Annotated in this window: 16 protein-coding genes; 13 read left to right on the top strand and 3 right to left on the bottom strand. The window is 68.9% G+C overall.

Features of this window, described 5'->3' with window-relative positions:
• Nucleotides 1-6 precede the first annotated feature (6 nt).
• From LZ199_RS45160 to LZ199_RS45110, 11 genes are all read left to right on the top strand, one after another.
• Complete coding sequence (locus tag LZ199_RS45160; protein WP_254000045.1) at nt 7-1383, top strand: hypothetical protein; 1377 nt, start codon at nt 7-9, stop codon at nt 1381-1383.
• 398 nt (nt 1384-1781) lie between these two features.
• A complete protein-coding gene (locus LZ199_RS45155) occupies nt 1782-2975 on the top strand; it encodes an efflux RND transporter periplasmic adaptor subunit (protein ID WP_254000044.1) in 1194 nt (397 codons plus the stop codon).
• Nucleotides 2972-6157, top strand: a complete 3186-nt coding sequence (locus LZ199_RS45150; protein WP_254000043.1) for an efflux RND transporter permease subunit — start codon at nt 2972-2974, stop codon at nt 6155-6157. Before LZ199_RS45155 ends, LZ199_RS45150 begins: the two co-directional genes overlap by 4 nt.
• A 163-nt stretch (nt 6158-6320) precedes the next feature.
• A complete protein-coding gene (locus tag LZ199_RS45145; protein ID WP_254000042.1) occupies nt 6321-7172 on the top strand; it encodes a serine protease in 852 nt (283 codons plus the stop codon).
• A gap of 60 nt (nt 7173-7232) precedes the next feature.
• On the top strand, nt 7233-7910 hold the full coding sequence (locus LZ199_RS45140; RefSeq protein WP_323390397.1) for a cysteine hydrolase family protein: 678 nt from the start codon (nt 7233-7235) through the stop codon (nt 7908-7910).
• A gap of 69 nt (nt 7911-7979) precedes the next feature.
• Nucleotides 7980-8834: an ion transporter gene (locus tag LZ199_RS45135; protein ID WP_254000041.1), complete on the top strand. Its 855-nt coding sequence runs from the start codon at nt 7980-7982 to the stop codon at nt 8832-8834.
• Nucleotides 8835-8951: 117 nt separating this feature from the next.
• On the top strand, nt 8952-9848 hold the full coding sequence (locus LZ199_RS45130) for an NAD-dependent epimerase/dehydratase family protein (protein ID WP_254000040.1): 897 nt from the start codon (nt 8952-8954) through the stop codon (nt 9846-9848).
• 157 nt (nt 9849-10005) lie between these two features.
• Nucleotides 10006-11307, top strand: a complete 1302-nt coding sequence (locus tag LZ199_RS45125) for a PQQ-dependent sugar dehydrogenase (RefSeq protein ID WP_254000039.1) — start codon at nt 10006-10008, stop codon at nt 11305-11307.
• A 61-nt stretch (nt 11308-11368) separates the two neighbouring features.
• Nucleotides 11369-12364: a suppressor of fused domain protein gene (locus tag LZ199_RS45120; protein WP_254000038.1), complete on the top strand. Its 996-nt coding sequence runs from the start codon at nt 11369-11371 to the stop codon at nt 12362-12364.
• 16 nt (nt 12365-12380) lie between these two features.
• Entirely contained in the window at nt 12381-13091 is a 711-nt protein-coding gene (locus tag LZ199_RS45115) for a phosphatase domain-containing protein (protein ID WP_254000037.1), read from the top strand.
• Nucleotides 13092-13192: 101 nt separating this feature from the next.
• Entirely contained in the window at nt 13193-14137 is a 945-nt protein-coding gene (locus LZ199_RS45110; RefSeq protein WP_254000036.1) for a serine/threonine protein kinase, read from the top strand.
• A gap of 93 nt (nt 14138-14230) precedes the next feature.
• Here the strand turns inward: LZ199_RS45110 and LZ199_RS45105 are convergent, their stop codons facing one another.
• On the bottom strand, nt 14231-15205 hold the full coding sequence (locus LZ199_RS45105) for a hypothetical protein (protein WP_254000035.1): 975 nt from the start codon (nt 15203-15205) through the stop codon (nt 14231-14233).
• A 332-nt stretch (nt 15206-15537) separates the two neighbouring features.
• Between LZ199_RS45105 and LZ199_RS45100 the strand changes: the two genes are divergently transcribed.
• Nucleotides 15538-16239 carry a 2OG-Fe(II) oxygenase gene (locus tag LZ199_RS45100; protein WP_254000034.1) on the top strand — a complete coding sequence of 234 codons (702 nt, stop codon included), beginning with the start codon at nt 15538-15540 and terminating at the stop codon, nt 16237-16239.
• A 21-nt stretch (nt 16240-16260) separates the two neighbouring features.
• On the opposite strand, the gene LZ199_RS45095 is transcribed toward LZ199_RS45100, so the two are convergent.
• A complete protein-coding gene (locus tag LZ199_RS45095) occupies nt 16261-18693 on the bottom strand; it encodes an ABC transporter permease (protein WP_254000033.1) in 2433 nt (810 codons plus the stop codon).
• 431 nt (nt 18694-19124) lie between these two features.
• A complete protein-coding gene (locus LZ199_RS45090; protein WP_254000032.1) occupies nt 19125-20765 on the bottom strand; it encodes an ELWxxDGT repeat protein in 1641 nt (546 codons plus the stop codon).
• A gap of 175 nt (nt 20766-20940) precedes the next feature.
• Here LZ199_RS45090 and LZ199_RS45085 point away from each other — a divergent pair, with 175 nt between their 5' ends.
• Nucleotides 20941-21855, top strand: coding sequence for a glutaminase (locus LZ199_RS45085; RefSeq protein ID WP_254000055.1), 915 nt, complete (start codon nt 20941-20943; stop codon nt 21853-21855).
• Nucleotides 21856-22323 lie beyond the last annotated feature (468 nt).

The raw sequence follows: 22323 nt of genomic DNA, 5'->3' as shown, positions 1-22323 counted from the left end.
AGGCCCATGCTCCTGCCCCTGCTCACCCTGGGTGTGCTCCTGTCCGCCAAGCCGCCCGCGGACGAGAAGGTCTTCACCCCATGCCCCGCTTCCGCGCCCGAGTGGACCCTGGCCCGTGAGCGGCTGCTCGCCCTGGATGCGAGGCTGGAGGCGCTGGCGGACGACGGTGACGGAAAGCCCGGCGTGTCGGCCCTGCGCGAGCTCTTGACGTCGCGTTGCTTCGAGATGAGCCGGGAGGAGGACGAGCCCGTCGCCGAGGACGTGCCACCGCTGGGCTTGAAGGCCTGGTGGAAGGAAGGGGGACGGACCTGGGTGGAGTCCTACCTGGAGCTGGGCAAGCCCGGCGCGCGCACGGTGGTGCTGCCCCCAGAGGTCCGCGACGTGCTGACGCTGGAGACCGTGAAGCCGGACCACCGGCTCGCGGGGCTGCTGTGCTCCGCCAAGGACGCGGCCTGCGCGAAGCAGACGGAGGCCTGGTCCGGGAGGATGGCGGCGGCCTTCCTGCGAGCGTTGGAGCGGCGGGCCGACAAGGCGGAAGCAGCGTCGGAGGCGGCGGCTCGCAAGGCCTGCGTGGACGACGCGAAGCCCCGGCCGAAGCGCTGGCGCTACACGGCCTGGCGCGGCTGCGAGGGCGGGACGAGGTCCTTCGAGAAGGTGCTCCCGGTGGTGCGCCTGCGAGCGCCGACGGAGGGCTGGCTGGTGCTGCGGGGCCGTCGGGGGCACTACGCGTTCTGCGACGAGGTGCGCGCGTACCACCTGGAGACGGGCGCGGCCTGGGTGTCGCGAAGCTGCAGCAAGCTGGCGCTGTACGAGGACGCGGAGCGCATCGGCCAGGTGGATGTGGAGACCACCCAGGCGAACCGTCGCCCCCAGGTGACGACGGGCGCCCTGTCACGCGAGCTGCTGCGTGAGCTGACGTGGGTGCTCCTGCTCGGCGACGAGGTCATCTCCGTGGAGCGCGCCCGCCCGCTCGCGCGCACGGTGCCAGCGGGCTATCCCATCGAATGGCGGGAGCGGCCCTCGGGCATCACCACCATGGCCGGTGTGGGGGGCGGCGCCATGTGGTTCCACAGCGGACAGACCCAGCTGCGGTGGACCTGGTTCCCTCCCGGACAGGGCGAGCCGCTCACGGGCGAGCTGACGTGGCCTGACTCCGCCGACCCCGCGGAGAACCACGCGGACGCGTTGATTGAGGAGCTGGAGGAGACCCTCAAGCCCGGCTGCCCGTCCCGCCTCCCGCCCGTGGACCTGCTCGACTTCACGCGCCCGGCCGCCGTCAACGCGGTGGATGCCCCCGAAGGTGTCAACCCGGAGCAGGACGAGCTGCTCACGGCGCTGCGCGACTGGAAGCCACCTCCGGGGTGCGCCGTCACGGGAAAGTGACTCCACCCCTCGGGGCCGGCCGCTTCAAATTGCGTTGCGCGTCAGGCCCGGGGGTAATTAGTAATGGGCAATGTTGCAAATTACCTCCGCGGTGAGGCGTGCTCCGCCTCGGGCGTCCCATTCCTTGGGGCGCTGTTGTCGTTCCTCGTCTCGCTAGTACCCCACCGGTCCTCGCGCGGAGGGCCGAGCCCGTCTCCTGGCTCGGCGCGCCGCAAGCCCGGTTCCTGAGTCAGTCCCAGACATCCACACCCTTGTCTTCCGGCGGTGGCGCACCGACTGGCCGGGAGCAGTGCATTCAGTCGTTCCCCTCCTGTTTTCCACGGGCCGCCGGAGGCGCAATCGCGGGCATGCGAGCGCCACCGGTGTGTCCGACCCCTGAATAGAAGTTGGAGTCAGCCATGAATTGGAGACGTGCAGCGGTGGGAGGGGCTCTGGCCCTCCCGCTGGTGGTGGGTGGTCTTGTGCTCGCGCGAGACGAGGGCTCGGACGCGCAACAAGGAGGAGGAGGGCCCGCGAAGCAGGCGGCGGCGCCCGTCGTCGTGGCGGAGGTCGTCACCCGGCAGGTGGCGGACAGCGCCGAGTTCACCGGCACGCTCGCGGCGGTGCAGAGCGTGGAGCTGCGGCCTCGCGTCGGCGGCTATATCGACGCGGTGCGCTTCGCGGAGGGCGGCCTCGTCACGGCGGGGCAGGTGCTGTTCCAACTCGACGCGCGTACCTTCGAGGCGGCGCACGCCCGGGCCCGGGCGGACCTGCGTCAGGCCGAGGAGCGGCGCACGCTGGCGGAGAAGAAGTTCGAGCGAGGGGAGAAGCTGGTGGCCGAGCAGGCCATCTCCCGAGGTGACTTCGACGTGCTGGTGGCGGAGCGCGCGGAGTCCCGTGCGCGCGTGGAGTCCGCGAAGGCGGCGGCCCGCTCCGCGGAAATCGACCTGCAGGACACCCGCGTGCGCGCGCCCGTCAGCGGCAGGGTGGGGCGGGCGCTGGTGACGGCGGGCAACCTGGTCAGCGGCGGCAGCGCCAACGCCACGCTGCTCACCACCATCGTCTCGGTGGAGCCGTTCTACGTCTACTTCGACGTGGACGAGGCGACGTACCTGCGCTTCGCGGGCACGGCCTCGGGAGCGCGCGGCAAGGATGGGCGCGTCAACGCGGTGCCGGTGCGCGTGGCGCTGACGGGCGAGGAGGGCTTCCCTCGCGAGGCGCGGCTGGACTTCCTGGACAATCAAGTGGCGACGGCGACAGGGACGGCGCGAGCGCGCGCGGTGCTTCCCAACGCCGACGGGAAGCTGACGGCGGGCCTGTTCGCCCGGGTGCGGCTGGAGACGGGCGCGGCGCATCCCACGCTCCTCATCCAGGACCAGGCGGTGGGGACGGACCAGAAGGGGCGCTATGTGCTCGTCGTCCGTCCGGACCAGACGCTGGAGCAGCGGCGCGTGGAGCTGGGGACCACCGAGGGCGGGCTGCGCGTGGTGACCAAGGGCCTGTCGGCGGGTGAGCGCGTGGTGCTCAAGGGCATGGCGCGGCCGGGCATGACGGTGGCGCCCACGGTGGTGGCCATGGCCGGCTCGGAGCACGCCGAGGGGGCGCGGCCGTGAAGTTCGCGCACTTCTTCGTGGACCGGCCCATCTTCGCGGCCGTGCTGTCCGTGCTGCTGCTGATTGGCGGTGGCCTGTCGCTGATTCAGCTTCCGTTGAGCGAGTACCCGGCCGTGTCACCACCCACGGTGGTGGTGCGCGCGGCCTATCCGGGCGCGGACCCGGGCGTCATCGCGGAGACGGTGGCCGCGCCGCTGGAGCAGGAAATCAACGGCGTGGAGGGCATGCTCTACATGTCCTCGCAGGCGACGAGCGATGGCCGGGTGGCCGTCACCGTGACTTTCGGCATGGGCGTGAATCCGGACACCGCGCAGGTGCAGGTGCAGAACCGCGTGGCCCGAGCGATTCCGCGCCTGCCGGCGGAGGTGCAGCGGCTGGGCGTGCTCACCGAGAAGTCGAGCCCGGACCTGCTCATGGTGGTGCACCTGGTGTCGCCCGAAGGGGCGCTGGAGCCGCTCTACCTCTCCAACTACGCGGTGCTCCAGGTGCGAGACGTGCTCCAGCGCGTCCCCGGCGTGGGCAGCGTCAACGTGCTGGGCGCGGGCGAGTACAGCATGCGCGTCTGGTTGGACCCCCGGTTGCTCGCCGCGCGCGGCCTCACCGCCAGCGACGTGGTGGGCGCCATCCGCGAGCAGAACGTCCAGGTAGCGGCCGGTGTCATCGGTCAGCAGCCGGATGAGAAGTCCGCCTTCCAGCTCACCGTCACCACGCAGGGACGACTCACGGACGAGGAGCAGTTCCGCGACATCGTCGTGAAGGTGGGCGAGGGCGGGCAGGTGACGCGCCTGCGCGACGTGGCCCGGGTGGAGCTGGGCGCCAACTCCTATTCGGTGCGCGCCCGCTTGGACGGGAAGCCGGCGGTGGCCATCGGCATCAGCCAGGCGTCCGGCTCCAACGCGCTGGATGTCTCCGCGGGCATCCGCGCGCGGATGGACGAGCTGAGCCACGCGTTCCCCGAGGGCATGGAGTACCGCATCGCGTACGACCCGACGCTGTTCGTGCGCACGTCCATCCGCAACGTGGTGACGACGCTGCTGGAGGCGGTGGTGCTGGTGGTGCTGGTGGTGCTGCTGTTCCTCCAGACGTGGCGAGCCTCCATCATCCCGCTGGCGGCGGTGCCCGTGTCGCTGGTGGGCACGGCGGCGGTGATGCACCTCCTGGGCTTCTCGCTCAACACGCTGTCGCTCTTCGGACTCGTGCTCTCCATCGGCATCGTCGTCGACGACGCCATCGTCGTGGTGGAGAACGTGGAGCGGCACATCGCCCAGGGCGTCAATCCCAAGGAAGCGGCCCGGCGGGCGATGACGGAGGTGACGGGCCCCATCATCGCGATTACGTCCGTGCTCTCCGCGGTGTTCGTCCCCACGGCGTTCCTCGGAGGACTCACGGGACAGTTCTACCGGCAGTTCGCATTGACCATCGCCATCTCCACCATCCTCTCGGCCTTCAACTCGCTGACGCTCAGCCCTGCACTCGCGGGCGTGCTGCTGCGCGGACACCACGGGCCCAAGGATGGCCTCACGCGCTTCATGGAGAAGGCGTTCGGCGGGTGGCTCTTCCGTCCGTTCAACCGCTTCTTCGACAAGGCGTCGGCCGGCTACGTGTCGCTGGTGAAGCGGGTGGTGCGGGTCAGCGGGTTGGCGCTCGCCGTGTACGGCGGCCTCCTGCTCCTGACGTGGCTGGGCTTCAACAAGGTGCCGGCGGGCTTCGTGCCCATGCAGGACAAGTACTACCTGGTGGGACTGGCGCAACTGCCCCCCGCCTCCTCGCTGGAGCGCACGGACGACGTGGTGAAGCGCATGTCTGACCTGATGCTGGCGGAGAAGGGCGTGGCGAGCGTGGTGGCCTTCTCCGGCATCAGCATCAACGGCTTCGTCAACTCGCCCAACTCCGCCGTCGTCTTCGCGATTCTCGACGACTTCGAGAAGCGCAAGGCGGAGGACATGTCGGCGAATGCCATCGCTGGCCGCATCCAGATGAAGCTGGGTGGCATCCAGGAGGGCTTCGCGGCCGTCTTCCCTCCGCCCCCGGTGCCGGGCATGGGTTCCATGGCGGGCTTCAAGCTCCAGGTGGAGGACCGTGCGGGCCTGGGACCGGAGGCGCTGTATGCCGCGACGCAGGCGCTGGTGCAGAAGGCGTCGGCCGAGCCCCAGTTGATGGGCTTGATGTCGAGCTTCGAAATCAACGTGCCGCAGCTCCAGGCGGACGTGGACCGGGTGAAGGCGAAGCAGCAGGGCGTGCCGCTGGGCTCGGTGTTCGAGACGCTGCAAATCCACCTGGGCTCGCTGTATGTGAATGACTTCAACCGCTTCGGGCGCACGTATCAGGTGAACGTCCAGGCGGACGCGAAGCACCGCATGGAGCCGGAGGACATCGGCCGACTCCAAGTTCGCAACCCTCAGGGTGGCATGGTGCCGCTGGCGTCGCTGGTGACGGTGAAGCCCTCGTTCGGGCCGGACCAGGTGCTGCGCTACAACGGCTATCCGTCCGCGGACATCAACGGCGCGGCGGCGCCCGGCGTGAGCACGGGACAGGCGGTGGCGGCGATGGAGCGCGTGGCGGCCGAGACACTGCCGGCCGGCATGGGCTTCGAGTGGACCGACCTGACGTACCAGGAGAAGCTCGCCGGCAAGGAAGGCCTGTTCGTCTTCCCGCTCGCCATCCTCCTGGCCTTCCTCATCCTGGCGGCGCAGTACAACAGCTGGTCGCTGCCGCTGGCGGTGTTGCTCACGGTGCCGCTGGCGTTGCTCAGCGCGATTGCCGGGGTGTGGTTCGTGGGAGGGGACAACAACATCTTCACGCAGATTGGCCTCGTGGTGCTCGTGGGCCTGGCGGCGAAGAACGCCATCCTCATCGTCGAGTTCGCGCGGGCTCAAGAAGACGAGGGCATGGGCGTGGTGCAGGCGGCGCTGGAGGCGTGCCGGCTGCGGCTACGGCCCATCCTGATGACCTCCATCGCCTTCATCATGGGCGTGGTGCCGCTGGCGCTGGCCACGGGCGCGGGTGCGGAGATGCGCCAGGCGATGGGCGTGGCGGTGTTCGCGGGCATGCTCGGCGTGACGCTGTTCGGGCTGGTGCTGACACCCATCTTCTACATCGTCATCCGCAAGTTCGCGCTGCGCGGGGCGGAGCGGGAGGCCCCCGTGATTCCAGCGGGGGCGACGGGCGCCGAAGGACACTGAGCCGACGGGCCGTGACGTGTCAGGTGGCGATTTGGACCGCGCCTGACACGTCAACGGCTCGACTCAGCGCGGGGCTCGCGCGCGGCTTGCCTCGAAGCTGTTCCTCCGCGTGCGTGGTCTTCGGCTTGCACAATGCGCCTCGAACTTGAAATCCGAGGGGTCGATGCGCTTCGTGCTGGGAGTTGTTGTCGCGGTGGGGCTGCTGGGCTGTGGTGGTCCGGAGGAGCAGGGCGTCGATGCGGTGGAGAGCATTGGCCAGGAGATTGTCGGAGGGGTGGAGGCTCGCCCGGGGGCCCACCCCTGGAATGTCAGCCTTCAGCAGTACGGGAGCCACTTCTGCGGCGCCTCGCTCATCCGCGTCAGCGCGACGAAGGAGGAGTCGGACATCGTCGTCACGGCCGCGCACTGCGTCTACGACGGCACGGCGCGGCTGACGGCCTCCGCGGGCGTTCACGACCTCAATCGTCCCGGGGCGGGTGCCCAGACGGTCAACGGAGTGAAGACCGTCTACCATCCGGCCTACAACCCGCGCACGACGATGAACGACATCGCCGTCGTCAAACTGGAGAAGCCCCTCAAGTTCTCCGCCACCGTCCAGCCCATCCTGCTTCCGCTCCCGGGAGAGGTCGTCCCGGACAACGTCGAGGCGACGGTGGCGGGGTGGGGCCTCACGCGCGAGAACGGTCAACCGTCATCCGTCCTGCTGCAGGTGGGGGTCCCCACCATCGGGCATGAGGATTTGAGGGCGATGTACTCAAAAGCGGGTATCGCCATCGACCGTTACGCGATGCTCGGAGCCGGGTACAGGACGGGTGGCAAGGACGCCTGTCAGGGCGACAGCGGCGGGCCTCTCTTCCTTCCCGGAGCGCAGGGCAAGCCCGTGCTCCAGGGCATCGTGAGCTTTGGCATCGGTTGCGCGAGGGCCGGCATGCCTGGCGTCTATACCCGGGTCTCCAACTACATCCCGTGGATCAACACCCAGGTTCGCCTCCTGAGCGATACCGCGAGGCAGTAGTCCGCCCGGGCGCGCCGTGTTCGAGCCGTGGCTCCCAGGGGGTGCTCAGGCGCCCGGGCCATGGCTACCTTGAGGCGCCGGGAGGTGCCTGTGGCCAAGCCGGGCCCGAAGTCCGGGAAGAGGTCGCGCTCGAAGCCGATGCGGGGCTCCGACACCGCGCTGCTCATCATCGACGTCATCAACGACCTGGACTTCCCCGGGGGAGAGCACGTGCTCCCCTGGGCGTCGCGCATGGTGGAGCGACTGGAGCCCTTCGCCCAGCGGATGCGCAAGGCGGGGGTGCCGGTCATCTACGTCAACGACAACTTCAACCACTGGCGCAGCAACTTCCGGGACGTCTACCGGCACTGCACCCGGGCGGGCAGCCGAGGCCGAGGCATCGCCCGGGCCTTGCGGCCCCATGCCACGGACTACTTCGTCCTCAAGCCCAAGCACTCGGCCTTCTTCTCCACATCGCTGGTTCCCCTGCTGGAGCACCTGGGGACGAAGAAGCTGCTGATGGCGGGCATCGCCACCAACCTGTGTGTCTTCTTCAGCGCCCATGACGCGCACATGCTCGAGTACGACATCACCGTGCTGAGCGACTGCTGCTGCGCGGAGAGCGACGGGGACCACGACCTGGCATTGGACCAGCTCCAGCGCTTCCTGCGGGTCCGCGTGTGCAGGGCCGACGAGGTGAAGCGCGGAGGGCGCGTCCGGCGGCCCGCGCATCCCTCGAAGGGGTCCGGGCGTCTGTAACGGGTCTCAACCCACCAACGGTGCGAAGCTTCTGCGTCTGGCCGCGGGTTGCGCCTAGACTGATGCCCCGTGTCCAGGCCTTCCGAGCAGAGCCCCCAGGGTGGTTTCCGCGCCCGACTCCACACCATCATCTTCGAGGCTGATACTCCGGCGGGGAAGGCGTTCGACGTGGCCCTGCTGTGGGCCATCGTCTTCAGCATCGCGGCGGTGATGCTGGAGAGCGTGTCCTCTGTCCGCGTCCGTTACGCCACGGCCCTGATGGTGGCGGAGTGGATCTTCACCATCCTCTTCGCGCTCGAGTACGTGCTGCGGCTCATCGCGGTGCGCCGGCCGCTGGACTATGCGCGCAGCTTCTTCGGGCTCGTGGACCTGCTGGCCATCCTCCCGTCGTTCTTGAGCGTCTTCTTCCCCGGCGCGCAGACGCTGCTCGTGCTCCGTGTGCTGCGCCTGCTGCGGGTCTTCCGCGTGCTGAAGCTGGGGCACCTGTTGGGACAGGCGGAGGTCCTGCTCACCGCGCTGCGCGCGAGCCGGGCGAAGATCACCGTCTTCCTCGGCTTCGTGCTGACCGTGGACGTGGTCATGGGCGCCATCATGTACATGGTGGAAGGGGAGGAGCACGGCTTCGACAGCATCCCCCGGTCCATGTACTGGGCCATCGTGACGATGACGACGGTGGGCTTCGGCGACATCACTCCGAAGACGGTGCCGGGTCAGTTCATCGCGTCGGTGTTGATGATCATGGGCTACGGCATCCTCGCGGTGCCCACCGGCATCGTCTCCGTGGAGCTGGCCGCCGCCGCGAACGCGCGTCCGGACACGCAGGCCTGTCCCGGCTGCGGCAAGCAGGGACATGACCTGGACGCGCGCTTCTGCAAGGCGTGCGGGACGGCGCTGGACTGGGCGCCCGCGAAGCCCGCCGCGTGAGCAGGTCCGGGGTGTTCAGTGTTCACCGCGCGGCGGAGAAACCCTGCCGGGGAGCGGCTTCATTCGTGAGCATGCTGTGCGCACGTTGACGCTGTCCTGTTCCCTGGAGACCTCGCGATGAACCTCTTCATCACTGGCGCCACCGGCTTCATCGGCGGCTCCCTGGCGTTGGATTTGAAGGCCCGGGGGCATTCCATTCGCGGGCTCGTGCGCGACGATGCGAAGGGCAAGAAGCTGGCGGCGCTCGGCATCGAGCCGGTGCGCGGAGATTTGGACGACACGGCGCTGCTCACGGCCGAGGCCCGTCGCGCGGACGGCGTCATCAACGCGGCCAGCAGCGACCACGACCAGGCCATCCTGGCGTTGATTGAAGGCGTGCGCGGCTCCGGCAAGCCGCTCATCCACACCAGCGGCTCCAGCGTCATCGGCGATGACGTGAAGGGCAACGCGCTATCTCCCCACGTGTTCGACGAGGAGACGCCGTTCATCGTCGAGCCGGAGAAGCAGGCGCGGCATGCGCTCGACAACCGGGTCCTCGCGGCCGAGGGCGCGCGCGGCATCGTGCTGTGCAACACGATGATCTACGGCACGGGGAAGGGCCTGAGTCGGGACAGCGTGCAGATTCCTCCGCTCGTCGCCCAGGCGCGCAAGAGCGGGGTGGTGCGAATCGTCGGCAAGGGCATCAACCGCTGGTCGAACGTGCACCTGGACGATGTCACCACGCTCTACGCGCTGGCCCTGGAGCGGGCGCCGGCGGGGGCCTTCTACTTCGTGGAGAACGGCGAGGCGTCCTACGCGGAGATTGGCGAGGCCATCGCGGCGCGGCTGAAGCTGGGGCCGGTGCAGTCCTGGAGCGTCGAGGAGGCTTCGCGCGAGTGGGGAGAGGGCCACGCGCGCTACTCGTTCGGCTCCAACAGCCGGGTGCGTGGGAAGCGGGCACGGCGCGAACTGGGCTGGGCGCCGCGCCATGACTCCGTGACGGCGTGGATTCGCGACGAGATGCCCGTCGACTGAGTCCTGGAGTGGGGTGGGCCGGGGCTGTCTCCGCGAGGTGGACTGGTGGATCGTCCACTTCCGCGCGTTGAGCGCATCCTTCTTCCAACCCGCAACGCACATCGGGTTTGCTGCGCGCCGTCAGAGCCTCGTTTCCATCCCAGCTCCCGGAGTGTTCATGCGCACCTTGCTGACGACCCTGGCCTGTACCACCCTCCTGTCCTTCGCGGGGGCTGCCCACGGGCAGGCTCCCGCCCGGCCCACGAAGCCGAGTGGCAACATGGCCCCCGGCGGCGCCGCGGGCAGTCAGCAGTCCGAGCCCCGCCAGGGACCGAATCCCACGGGCGCGCCCGTGGAGACGGCGCCGCCCAACGTGCCCGAGTTCAAGCCGGCCTTCCCGGGCCAGACGCGTGCGCCGGGCATCAAGACGAGCGCGCCGTTCCAGGTCACCGAGGTGGCCAAGGGCTTCGACAAGCCGTGGGCCATCGCCTTCCTGCCGGACCAGCGCATGCTGGTGACGGAGAAGCCGACCGGGAAGCTCTTCATCGTCACGCAGAAGGGCGAGAAGTCTCAGCCCGTCGCGGGACTGCCGCCCGTGGATGGGCGCAACCAGGGCGGGCTGCTCGACGTGGAGGTGGGGCCGGACTACGCGACGAGCGGCCTCATCTACTGGAGCTACTACGAGCCGCGCAAAGGCGGCAACGGGCTCGCGGTGGCGCGCGCGAAGCTGGTGGATGGGGCGAAGCCCAAGGTCGAGGGGCTGAAGGTCATCTTCCGCATGGAGCCCACGCTGGAGTCGACGCTGCACGCGGGCGGGCGTCTGGTCTTCGCGCCGGACGGGAAGCTGTTCGTGACGTTGGGTGAGCGCTCGATACTCCCGGGCCGCGTCCAGGCGCGTGATTTGAAGAGTGACTTCGGGAAGATTGTCCGCATCAACCCGGACGGCTCCATTCCGAAGGACAACCCGTTCGTGGGCCGCAAGGACGCGCGCCCTGAAATCTGGACGCTGGGCCACCGCAACATCCTGTCCGCGGCGCTCGACAGCCAGGGCCGGCTCTGGGAGGTGGAGATGGGGCCGCGCGGTGGGGACGAGCTGAACCTCATCGAGAAGGGCAAGGACTACGGCTGGCCCACCATCGGCTACGGCGAGGAGTACTCGGGTGAGCCCATCCACAAGTCCACGCAGGGCGCGGGCATGGAGCAGCCGGTGTACTACTGGGACCCGGTGATTTCGCCCTCGGGCATGACCATCTACTCGGGGGACCTGTTCCCGGAATGGAAGGGCAACTTCTTCATCGGTGGGCTGTCGAGCCAGGCGCTGGTGCGGCTGGTGCTCAAGGACGACCGCGTGGTGGGCGAGGAGCGATTGCTCAGGGACCAGGACGCGCGCATCCGCGAGGTCGTCCAGGGGCCGGAGGGTGCGCTCTACCTCCTCACGGATGATGATGATGGGAAGCTGCTCAAGCTGACGCCGCGCTGAGCGGTCGTCGGCGGCTCCATGCGCTCGCGTGGGGGCGGGGTTCCGACCCATACTCAAGCGCATGAGCGATGAGGAAATCGAAGCGCCGGGGTGGGATGCCCTCGAGACCGCGCTGCGAGGAATTCACGCGGACGTCGAGCCCGTGCACTGGGCGCCCACGCTGGCTGAGTCCCTGGGCGGCGGTGCCCCGCTCGACAGGGTGAGCGCCTACCGGACGAACTTCGGCGGGGTGCCGCACTGGCACTTCGTGACGTACGGCTTCAGTGAGCTGTACGAGAGGAGCGGCGACGACAAGACGGCGAGCGGGTGGGGCTTCGAGTTGACCTTCCGCGTGGTGGACACGGGCACCGAGCCCCATCCTCCGGGGTGGGCCGTCCTGATGATGCAGAACCTGGCGCGCTACTTGTGGGAGAGTGGGAGCTCGGTCGAGGTAGGCCACTCCCTGACGCTCAATGGGCCCCACGTGCGGTGGCCGGAGCCGCAGTTCGGCGCTGTGTTGTTCGTGGCGGACCCGCAGCTTCCGCCGCTGGAGACCCCCAACGGCCGCGTCGCCTTCATCCAGTTGATGGGCCTGACCCATGACGAACTGGGGGCCCTTCTTCAATGGGACGCGGCGAAGTTCACGGAGCTGCTCAAGACGAAGACCGCCGCGTGGATGACGGACCTCCAGCGTGAGAGCTTCCTGGAGGACCCTGCCTTCGCGAGCGTGGTCCGCGAGGGCGCGGTCCGGGATGGCTCGACGCTCTTCGTGACGAAGGCGAAGGTCGAGGACGGTGGGGACCGCTACGTCCTCACCCTGGGGGAGAACGAACTCGACGGAGTGCAGCGACTCTTGAAGGACCGTGTGCGGTTCGACCGTCCGGCACGGCTGTGGAGTCGTGAAGGAGGCGTCATCGACTTATCTGGGGGAGGGGGCACGTTGTATTGGGAGAGGGTGTGGGAGTTCACGTTGCCGGATGAAGACCAGGACGCGGTGCTCGCGCTCCAGCCGAGGCAGGGGGAGTACCGGTTGCCGTCCGATCGAGTCATCGTGCGCGTGGTGCCAGGAGAGGGCTGAAAGGCGGGGCTGTCTCATGGCGGGCCTGAAGTACTCATTTGTCTTTGGTGTGTTCGCGGCGCTCCTCACGGGCCTGGCCTTCCAGCTTCGGGGTTTGGGGTGGGGGTTGCTCTGGCCCGCGCTGAGCTTCGCGCTCGTGGCGGTGGCATATGCCGGGGCGGGGCCGGCGGTCTTCGGCAAGCGCGCCGATGGACGGATGCAGCCCTGGGCGTTGGTCGTCTTGTTGCCCTATCTGCTGATGACCTGGACGACGTGGAGGCTTGCCCGGCGGCTCTCGCGCGAGTCCGTGCATGACGAGGTCGCGCCCGGCATCGTCATCGGGCGCCGGTTGTTGGCGGGGGAGTTGCCGGAGGGGACTCGGACAGTGGTGGACCTGACGTCCGAGTTCATCGAGCCCGAGGGCATCCGGAGCGTCGAGCACTACGTGTGTCTGCCCATCCTCGACGCGACGGCGCCGTCAGTGGAGAGCCTTGCGTCCCATATCGAGTCATGGGCCGCGCTGCCGACGCCGCTCTACATCCACTGCGCCCAGGGACATGGACGCACCGGGATGGTGGCCGCGGCGGTCCTCATCGCGCGCGGAGTGGCTCCCGATGCGAGGCTCGCCCTCTCCATGGTGCGGAAGGCGCGGCCGGGCGTGCGGCTGTCGACGGCGCAGGGGGCCACCTTGGGGGCACTGGAGTCGCGGTTGCTCCGCGCGGAGCGCGCTGCCGCCAGGGCTTGTTGAGTGAGTGGCTTGTGCGTGTGGCGTCCGGCGCCGCTTTCAATCGAGTCCGGGCGAGTGCGTCATTGCAGCGAGGCCGGTGATGTCTGCTATTCATACGCCTCGTGATCTCTCACGTCGGAAAATACCAGCGCATCCGCCTGCTCGGCGAAGGAATCATCGAGGATTATCTGGCCCAAGCCGTCGGCCCACAGGGCGTCGAGCAGACGCTGGTGCTCCAGTGCCTCCGGTCGGACATGGCCGAGACCGTGGGGTTCTCGGAGATGTTCCTCGACACGGCGGAGAGCGCCGCCCGACTCACGCACCCGCACATCGCGCGGGTCTTCGATTTCGGTGAGGCGGACGGCACGTACTTCCTCGCCAGGGAGCACCTCGACGGGCCCAGCCTGCGCACGTTGATCTCGCTCGCGGCGGCAGAGTCGATGACCCTGCCGGCGACGCTGTGCGCGCGCATCATCTCGCAAGCCTGCGAGGGACTCGCCTTCGCCCACGACCTCACCCACCCCGAGACGAACCAGCCGCTGCGGCTCATCCACCACTGCATCAGGCCTTACAACATCCTCCTGTCGCGCCAGGGGATGGCCAAGGTGGTGGACTTCGGCATCGACCAGTTCCGGTCCCGGTGGACCCCCCAACACTCCATCCCCCTCCTGCGCCAGTCCATGTACATGGCGCCCGAGGAGATAAAGCTCGGGCGGGTGGATCGGCGGATGGATGTCTATTCGCTCGGTGTGGTGCTCTACGAGCTGCTCACCCTGCACAAGCCCTTTGAGTCCACGTCCGAATGGGACCTGGCGCAGGCCGTCTTGTCCGAGCCCATGGTGCCCGCCGAGCGGTACCGGCCGGACCTGCCGGTCGCCTTGCGAGCCATCCTCGCGCGGGCGCTCGCCAAGGAGCAGGACCAGCGCTACCCGGACTGCCGCGCGTTCCAGGCCGACCTGGAGGAGTTCATCCTTTCGGTGGGTGAGCCGGTGACCGCGCAGCAGGTTGCCCAGCTCATCCAACAACTCACCGCGAGCGACGACCCGACCCTCGCTACGCCACGGTGAGCGGGAACTGAGCGGATGCGGGATGGCCCGCCACGTCTCGGCCACGGTCAGCGGCGCCGAGGTGCACTCGGTCCACTGGATTGCGGGCGTCCTCTAGCCGCCGTGCATGAGCGGCGCGCCCGGGCTCACCGGACGGTTCGCGGCGTGGAGCCGCAAGGAGTGTCCGGGCTCCGCGGTGAGCATGAAGAGCGCGTCACTGTCTTCGGGACCCACCCACCACCGATGGGGCCCCGCGGGCGTCACTGACACGAAGTGGGGCCACTCCCCCATGGGCGTCTCGAGTACCTGGAGCCCGGGCAGGGACACGAGGAGGGTCCTGTCCTGGAGGAAGAGGAGCGCCCGGGCCGCATCGAGGACGCAGATGCCGGCACCGCCCCAGAACAGTTCATCCGTCTCATCATCCCCTTCCTCTTCGAGGTCCGGGAGGGAGCCGAGCAGGCTGCCATCGAGCGCGAAGTGGAGGAGCACCGTCTCCCGGTGGTTGACGGCGAGCAGGAGGAGCACTCCGTGAGGAGTAGCCAGAGCCCGCCAGGTGTCCTGCTCATGGCCCGGCTCCACCTGGAGCGCTCCCTCCGGCTGCGCCGCCCCCGGGCGGAGCACGTAGACTCGGCCCCGGCCCTTCTCCAGGACGGTGATGCCAAAGGGGCTCGTGTCGAGGAACGCCCCATCGGGGGACTGAGGGAGAGGCTGTCCTTCGGAATACCCATACCCGTGCGTGGCGGGCACAGGCTCCGGCAGGGTCATGGGCTCCCACCGCTGACCGGACCCATCGGTCGTGAAGAGGGTGGCCAGCTCGAGGGCGCCATCCACCAACGTTCCGATGAGCCGGTCCCCATCGGTGGTGAGGTCGAAGCACTCCCTCGGAAAGGCCTGGGCGGGAGCGCTCGCGCCCGCCCTCACGGAGAAGACACGACGATTCCCGCTTCCCACCCAGACGTCCTTGGCCTCGTCGAGCGCGGCGAGCACCACGGGCGCGGACGGATACGCCGGCACGTCTCCGTGCACTTCCCGGCGCACGCCTTCGGCTCCGTGGAAGACGATGAGCCGATGGGGTCTGAAGTCGAACAACCACGGTCCATGGGCCAGAAGACGGCGTATCGGGTACATGGCCCCGCACGATACTCACTGACGCCCGTCCCCTGGCATCAAACAAAGGTGTCGCCGCGCCGGGCTCCCAGGAGGGAGTGCTCGTTCGCAGCAACAACCGGGTCGCAACCCGTGCCCTGATGCCTCATCTCCTGAGTCTGTCAGGTGCGCCGTCTGGGCCACCGGTGACAAGAAGGAGTGTCTGCGATGGTGTGGAGAGCGTGGCAGGAGCCAAGGTCAACACAGGTGGCCACTCGCAGGGGCGGGTCATGACCGCGCCTGTTCGACGGATACGCTCGTCGAGCCGGCCTGCCATGGAGCAGCGCTTGGAGGTGCTCGACTGGGCCACGCTCGGTTCGGAGCTCGGTACACGTGGGTGCGCCACGCTGGCTTCCCTGCTGACGCCCGACGAGTGCGCGGCGCTCTCGTCGCTCTACGCCTCCGACGCACCGTTCCGCAGTCGCGTCGTCATGGCTCGGCATGGCTTTGGTCGGGGCGAGTACAAGTACTTCGCCTATCCGCTCCCCGACCTCGTCGCGCGTCTACGCAGCGGGCTCTATCCTCCGCTCGCCGCCATCGCGAATCGCTGGAACGAAGCGATGGGCATCGACACGCGCTACCCAGACACGCACGCTGACTACCTTGAACGCTGTCATCAGGCCGAGCAGCTCCGTCCGACACCGCTGCTCCTCCAGTATGCAGAGGGCGACTACAACTGCCTCCACCAGGACCTCTATGGCGACGAGGTCTTTCCCCTCCAGGTGGCCTTCCTCCTGTCGGAGCCGGAGCGGGACTTCACCGGAGGCGAGCTGGTCCTCACCGAGCAGCGCCCGCGCATGCAGTCCCGCGCGGAGGTCGTGCCGCTTCGCCAGGGAGACGGCGTCATCTTCCCCGTCCACCACCGCCCCGTGCAGGGGACGCGAGGCATCTATCGCGTCAACATGCGCCACGGCGTGAGCCGCCTCCGCTCGGGTCACCGTCACACGGTGGGCATCATCTTCCACGATGCCCGCTGAGGGAGCGGCTGCCCGGCGTCGTCAGTCGCCTCGGAGCGCGACCGAGGGCGACACCCGCGCCGCCCTCCGAGCGGGGAGCAGGGCCGCGACAAAGGCCACCAGCCCCAGGACCACGAGCACCACCGCGTACGTGAGCGGATCCACGGGCTGAACCCCATGGAGCAGATGCACGACAGTCCGACTGGCCCCCACGGCGAGCACGAGCCCGAGTCCCAGTCCCACGGCCGTCAATCCCAGGTATCGACGCAGCATCAGGTTCGTCACCTGGTGTGTCCTCGCGCCCAAGGCCATGCGGATTCCCAGCTCCCGCGTGCGCTGGGACACGGCGTAGGCGACGACGCCATAGAGCCCCACGGCCGCCAGCAGCAGCGCCACCCCGGCGAAGACTCCGATGAGCAGTAGATAGAAGCGCAGCGGCGCCACCGTGCGGTCCACGACCGAGGCCAGCGTGCGCACACTCCCCAGCGCGAGACTTGAGTCGAGCGACCGGACCTCCGCGCGCACCGCCGAGGCGAGCGTGAGCGGGTCCGCCGACGTCCGCAGCACCAGCGTCATCTGCGTACTGCGCGCCTGCTCATAGGGGAGATAGACCTCCGCGACCGCCGGCGCCGCCAACCCGTCGATGGCGAGGTTGTCCACCACGCCGACCACGACCCCTCCGAAGGCACCGTTCCCCCAGTTGACGTCCGTGCTCAGCGTCCGCCCCAGCGGGTCCTCGTCCGGCCAGAACCGGCGCGCGGCCTCCGCGTTCACCAGCACGGCGCGCCTGCCCTCACCCCGGTCCTCGGCGGTCAGCCTCCGACCCCGGAGGAGCTTCACGCGCAGCGTTTCCAGAGCCCCCGGACTGACGATGCGCACGCTGGCCTTCCAAGGCTCCGCACCAGGCGGCAGCGGGCGCTGGGGGTCCTTCAGGTCGAGGGGCATCTTGCCGCCATCCATTGGCAGGCCCGCGACGACTCCCGCGGCTTCGACGCCGGGCAGCGCGCGCACCCGCGTGAGGAGCTGGTCGAAGAAGGCCTCCGGCGCGGCCGTGCCGAAGCCATACCGATTGGGCGGCAGGTCGAGCTTCACCGTGAGGACTCCCGCCGACTCGAACCCCGGGGCCACCTGCTGGAGGTGCACGAAGCTGCGCAACAGCAAGCCCGCGCTCACCAGCAGCAACACCGCGAGCGCCGTCTCTCCGACGATGAGCAGCGCGCGCGTCTTGTGGTGGTGGGCGCCGCCGCCGCTCCCCGCGTTCGCCATGCGCAGCCCGCTGCCAAGCGACACGCGTGAGGCCTTCAGCGAGGGAACGAGCCCGAACAACACCGTGGTGAACATCGCCAACGCGGCGGTGAAGGCCAGCACGGTGCCGTCGATGGAGGCCTCGTCGAGGCGCGGAATGTCCTGGGGGCCGAACGCGACCAGTGCATCCATCGCCCACAGGGCCGCGAGCAGCCCCATGGCTCCCCCCGCCAGCGCCAGCAGGCCGCTCTCCGCGAGCAGCTCGCGGGCAAGACGGCCCCGACTCGCGCCCAGGGCGAGGCGAATCGACAGCTCTCCCTCACGCGAGGCCGCGCGTGCGAGCAGCAGATGGGTGAGGTTCGCGCAGGCGACGAGCAGCACCAGCCCCACCGCGCCCATCAACATCAGCAGCGATGGGCGCACCTGGCCCAGCAGCACGTCGCGCAGGGACTCCACGCTCGCGCCCACGTCCGCGTTCGTGCGGGGATGCTGCTCCGCCAGTCCCCGTGCAATCGCGGAGACCTCGGCGCGCGCCTGCTCCAGGCTAGCACCCGGCGCGAGTCGTCCATACACCTCCAGCCAGTGCGCACCGCGCGCTTCCGGCGTCAGCGAATCCGCGCCAAGCACCAGCGGCACCCAGACCTCCGAGCGCGCTGGGAAGTCGAAGCCCGGGGCCATGACGCCCACCACGGTGGCGGGCACGAGGGCTCCCGTGCTCAGGGTTCGTCCCACCACCGTGGGACTTCCGCCGAAGCGGCGCTGCCACAAGCCATATGAGATGACGGCGACCGGAGGCGCACCCGGGGCATCGTCTCCAGGCTGGAGCGCCCGGCCCAGGTGCACGCGAGGGCCGAGCACCTGGAACAACTCGGCCGTGGCGAGCGTGCCCTGGACCTTCTCGGGGACGGACTCGGCGTCATGCGCGCCCAACGTCAGCTCGGCGCTCGTGAGCGCGGCCAGGCCGGTGAAGGCGCGCGCCTGCTCTCTCATGCTCACCAGGTCTGGAGGCGAGAGGGGACCGGGGCCTTGCTTCCTCATGCTGTACAGCCGCACCACGCGGGCGTCGTCCTGGAGGGGAAGGGGACGCAGCAGCACGGTGTGCACCACGCTGAAGATGGCCGCGTTCGCCCCGATTCCAAGCGCGAGCGTGAGCACCGCCACCAGGGTGAACATGGGGCTGCCACGCAACCGGCGCAGCGCGTGACGGAAATCCTGGAGGAGAGAGTCCATGGTGTGCGGGCCGACAGCACGGACCGTGCCACGAAGGCTCACTCCCTGTCGCCAGACTGTCCGTGTGGCGAGCTGCCGGGGGGAGTGGTCGGAACTGGGACACGCGGTTCCCGCCTCCGGACACCGTGCTCTCGAATGTCAGTCCTTCGGGGCGACGACATGCGAGGTCGGATTCGGCCCGCCCGCGCTCCTCGCCGTGTGACTCGTTGCCAGCGACACGTCACTCGAAGAGCCTGGTCAATGGCCTCGGTTGAGATGCTTGAGATGCGATTTTTGTATGGGGAATGAATGAGGTCAGACGCTCTGGAGACGCCCAGCCCGGAACCATCGCCAATAATCGGATCCACCAAGGGCGGTGAGCTGTTCTCCAAGCGGAGTGACCGGAGCCGGGACACGTGGTTCCCGGCTCCGAATACTCATGCTCGCGAACGTCAGTTCTTGGGGAAGCAGCCCACTGACAACGCCCACGGCTCGCTACCGTGGATGCCATCATCCGCGCCCAGATACACCCAGTCGTGGGTGGCGCGGAAGATGACTGGATTGGACGAAGCCGGACCCGGATTGATGTCCGCGACACGGGTTCCCGACGAGGTGCCGTTGGTCCACGCCAGCTCCGCGCCCACCGACCCCTCGTAGTAGAGGAAGGTCGCGCCGCCACCCACGACGAAGGGCGGGTAGGGGTCTCCAGAGATGGAGTTCGCGGGCCCTGGATTCAGGTCCTTGATGAGCCGCGTGCCCGAGGGCGTGCCGTCGGTGACCCACGGCTCTTTCCCCTCGCCGGGCGTGTTGGCGTAGAAGAAGACCTTGTTCTTGCCGGCGACCAGGCTGGAGGGCTCGTACCCCGGCGGTGGAGACGTCGGGTGGGTGTCCGCGAGCATCAAGGTGCCCGCCGTCGTCCCGTTGCTCCGCCAGGGCTCCCGGCCATGGGTGCCGTCATCCGCGAACAGGATGACGTTGCCCTTCAGGGGCACCAGCTCGCGAGGCGCCGAGCCCGTGGCACCAGGTCGGATGTCCTTCACCAGGCGCGTGTCGTCCTCGCAGCCCATCGAGGTCCACAGCTCCGCGCCATGGACGCCGTCGTTCGCGGTGAAATAGAGCTTCTTCTTCCCCGACGTCAGCCAGGCGATGTCCGAGCCCGCAGAGCCCGCGCGGATGTCCTCCACCAGCTCGGTGTCCTCCTTCGTCCCATCCGTCGTCCAGAGCTCCCGACCGTGGATGCCGTCGTCCGCCACGAAGAACAGGGTGCCATCTTCCAGTCGGAAGAGCTGTTCGGGAGACGAGCTCGTGGCTCCGGGCGCGATGTCTCGCACCAGTCGGGTTCCGCCGCTCGTGCCGTCGGACTTCCACAGCTCACGACCCTTGCCGCCGTCGTCCGCGGCGAAGAGCAGCCGCTTGCCATCCAGGAGGAGTTGCCCGGGTGAAGCGCTCGCGAAGCCGGGGGAGATGTCCTTCACGAGGCGCGTCCCTCCCGTCGTTCCGTCACTGCGCCACAGCTCCGTGCCATGCGTGCCGTCATCGGCGGCGAAGTAGAGCGTCTTGCCCACGGCGACTGGATTGATGGGGTTGTCGGAGAAGGCACCGCCGAAGGGGTTGATGTCCTCGACCAGTCGAGTCCCGCCGGGAGTGCCATCCGTCTTCCACAGCTCGCTGCCATGGATGCCATCGTCGAGGATGAAGAAGACCTTGGAGCCCACGACGGTCATCCGCTTGGGGTAGTCGGAGAGGTTTCCGAGCAGCAGCGTGGCCTTCCATCCGGAGTGGAGGTCCTGCCCGCCCGACTTCTCCTCCAGCTTCCACAGGGCGTACGTGTCGAGGCCCGGGCTGTAGACGACGCTCACGTAGACGGCGCCATCCACCGCGGCGCTATCGAACGTGTTCGTCGAACTGGGCCCCGGCGCGAGGTCGGCGACGAGCTTGGGGCCGGTGCACTGGGGTGCGTTGTTCAGGTCCTGGCTCAGCTCGAGCTCGGAGTCGCTGTCGGTGGTCGGTGGGTCCACCGACTCCTCCATGGGACCGCAGGCGCAGAGCAGCGCACAGCTGCTGGCCAGGAGGTAGGAATGGGGATGACGCATCGATTCATTTCCTTTCCCCGGACCCACGTTCATCCGGGTACGCGGAAGGTGGAGGGTGATTGGCGAATGCCCAGTGCTCTGGGGCATGAGGTCAGGTTCGCCAGTTCACCGATGTGAATGAGTCGACGCTCCCCCCGCACGGCTATCATCCGGGCTTCGGCGGACGGGGCACGTGATGGACGACTATCAGGCGATTCTGGATGAAGTGATGGCGGCCATCCGGCCGGTGGTGGGGCAGGGGCGCGTGGCCAACTACATCCCGGCGCTCGCCGCGGTGGACCCCTCGCGGTTCGGCATGGCCCTGGCGACGGTGGAGGGAGAGGTGTTCGGTGTGGGGGATTGGCGGGTGCCCTTCTCCGTGCAGAGCATCTCGAAGGTGTTCGCGCTGGCGCTGACGCTGGCCCGCGATGGGGACTCGCTGTGGCGCAGGGTGGGCAAGGAGCCCTCGGGCAATCCGTTCAACTCGCTGGTGCAGCTCGAGTATGAGCAGGGCGTGCCCCGCAATCCGTTCATCAACGCGGGGGCGCTGGTCGTCACGGACCGGTTGCTGAGTCTCACGGGGGACTCGCGTGGGTTGCTGCGGGAGTTCCTGCGGGCGGAGAGCGGCAACGCCTCCGTGGACTTCGACCCGGTGGTCGCCGCGTCCGAGGCCGAGCACGGCCACCGCAACTCCGCGCTGGCGCACTTCATGGCGAGCTACGGCAACATCCAGAATCCGGTGCCGCGCGTGCTGGAGCACTATTTCTGGCAGTGCTCGCTGTCGATGAGCTGCGCGGACCTGGCTCGGGCCTGCGGCTTCCTGGCGCGACACGGGCAGGGCGCGAAAGGTGAGCGATTGCTCACGCGCAGCCAGGCCAAGCAGGTCAACGCGGTGATGCTCACGTGCGGCACGTACGACGCCGCGGGCGAGTTCGCCTATCGCGTGGGCCTGCCCTGCAAGAGTGGTGTCGGTGGCGGCATCATCGCCGTCATTCCGAATCGCTGTGGCTTGTGTGTGTGGAGCCCGGGGCTGGATGCCCACGGCAACTCCGTTGCTGGTGTGGAAGCGCTGGACCGCTTCACGACGCTGACGGGACTCTCGGTGTTTTGATGGGATGGGTGGCGCGCTGAAGGTAAACCGGTCCTCGCGAAGGTGTTCTTCCGCTGAGGACCGGCCCCCACCGCCCATCCCTCACGCCCGAGCCGTCCCGCTGCTGCAACCCGCCCGTCCAACCCGCCGCCCGTACTGCCCCGTCCTGCGTGCTGCCCCGTCCAACCCGCCGCCCGTGCTGCCCCGTCCTGCGTGCTGCCCCGTCCAACCCGCCGCCCGTACTGCCCCGTCCTGCGTGCTGCCCCGTCCAACCCGCCGCCCGTACTGCCCCGTCCTGCGTGCTGCCCCGTCCAACCCGCCGCCCGTGCTGCCCCGTCCTGCGTGCTGCCCCGTCCAACCCGCCGCCCGTTCTGCCCCGTCCTGCGTGCTGCCCCGTCCAACCCGCCGCCCGTGCTGCCCCGTCCTGCGTGCTGCCCCGTCCAACCCGCCGCCCGTCCTGCGTGCTGCCCCGTCCAACCCGCCGCCCGT

It is taken from the genome of Myxococcus qinghaiensis, assembly GCF_024198215.1.
Taxonomy (GTDB): domain Bacteria; phylum Myxococcota; class Myxococcia; order Myxococcales; family Myxococcaceae; genus Myxococcus; species Myxococcus qinghaiensis.
Note: the sequence above shows the minus strand (reverse complement) of the source record. Positions and strands in the feature narration are given on the sequence as shown.

Coding starts and splice junctions, on each gene's coding strand:
- LZ199_RS45160 (WP_254000045.1), top strand. CDS start 7: ATGCTCCTGCCCCTGCTCACCCTGGGTGTGCTCCTGTCCGCCAAGCCG.
- LZ199_RS45155 (WP_254000044.1), top strand. CDS start 1,782: ATGAATTGGAGACGTGCAGCGGTGGGAGGGGCTCTGGCCCTCCCGCTG.
- LZ199_RS45145 (WP_254000042.1), top strand. CDS start 6,321: ATGCGCTTCGTGCTGGGAGTTGTTGTCGCGGTGGGGCTGCTGGGCTGT.
- LZ199_RS45140 (WP_323390397.1), top strand. CDS start 7,233: ATGGCTACCTTGAGGCGCCGGGAGGTGCCTGTGGCCAAGCCGGGCCCG.
- LZ199_RS45130 (WP_254000040.1), top strand. CDS start 8,952: ATGAACCTCTTCATCACTGGCGCCACCGGCTTCATCGGCGGCTCCCTG.
- LZ199_RS45125 (WP_254000039.1), top strand. CDS start 10,006: ATGCGCACCTTGCTGACGACCCTGGCCTGTACCACCCTCCTGTCCTTC.
- LZ199_RS45120 (WP_254000038.1), top strand. CDS start 11,369: ATGAGCGATGAGGAAATCGAAGCGCCGGGGTGGGATGCCCTCGAGACC.
- LZ199_RS45115 (WP_254000037.1), top strand. CDS start 12,381: ATGGCGGGCCTGAAGTACTCATTTGTCTTTGGTGTGTTCGCGGCGCTC.
- LZ199_RS45100 (WP_254000034.1), top strand. CDS start 15,538: ATGGAGCAGCGCTTGGAGGTGCTCGACTGGGCCACGCTCGGTTCGGAG.
- LZ199_RS45095 (WP_254000033.1), bottom strand. CDS start 18,693: ATGGACTCTCTCCTCCAGGATTTCCGTCACGCGCTGCGCCGGTTGCGT.
- LZ199_RS45090 (WP_254000032.1), bottom strand. CDS start 20,765: ATGCGTCATCCCCATTCCTACCTCCTGGCCAGCAGCTGTGCGCTGCTC.
- LZ199_RS45085 (WP_254000055.1), top strand. CDS start 20,941: ATGGACGACTATCAGGCGATTCTGGATGAAGTGATGGCGGCCATCCGG.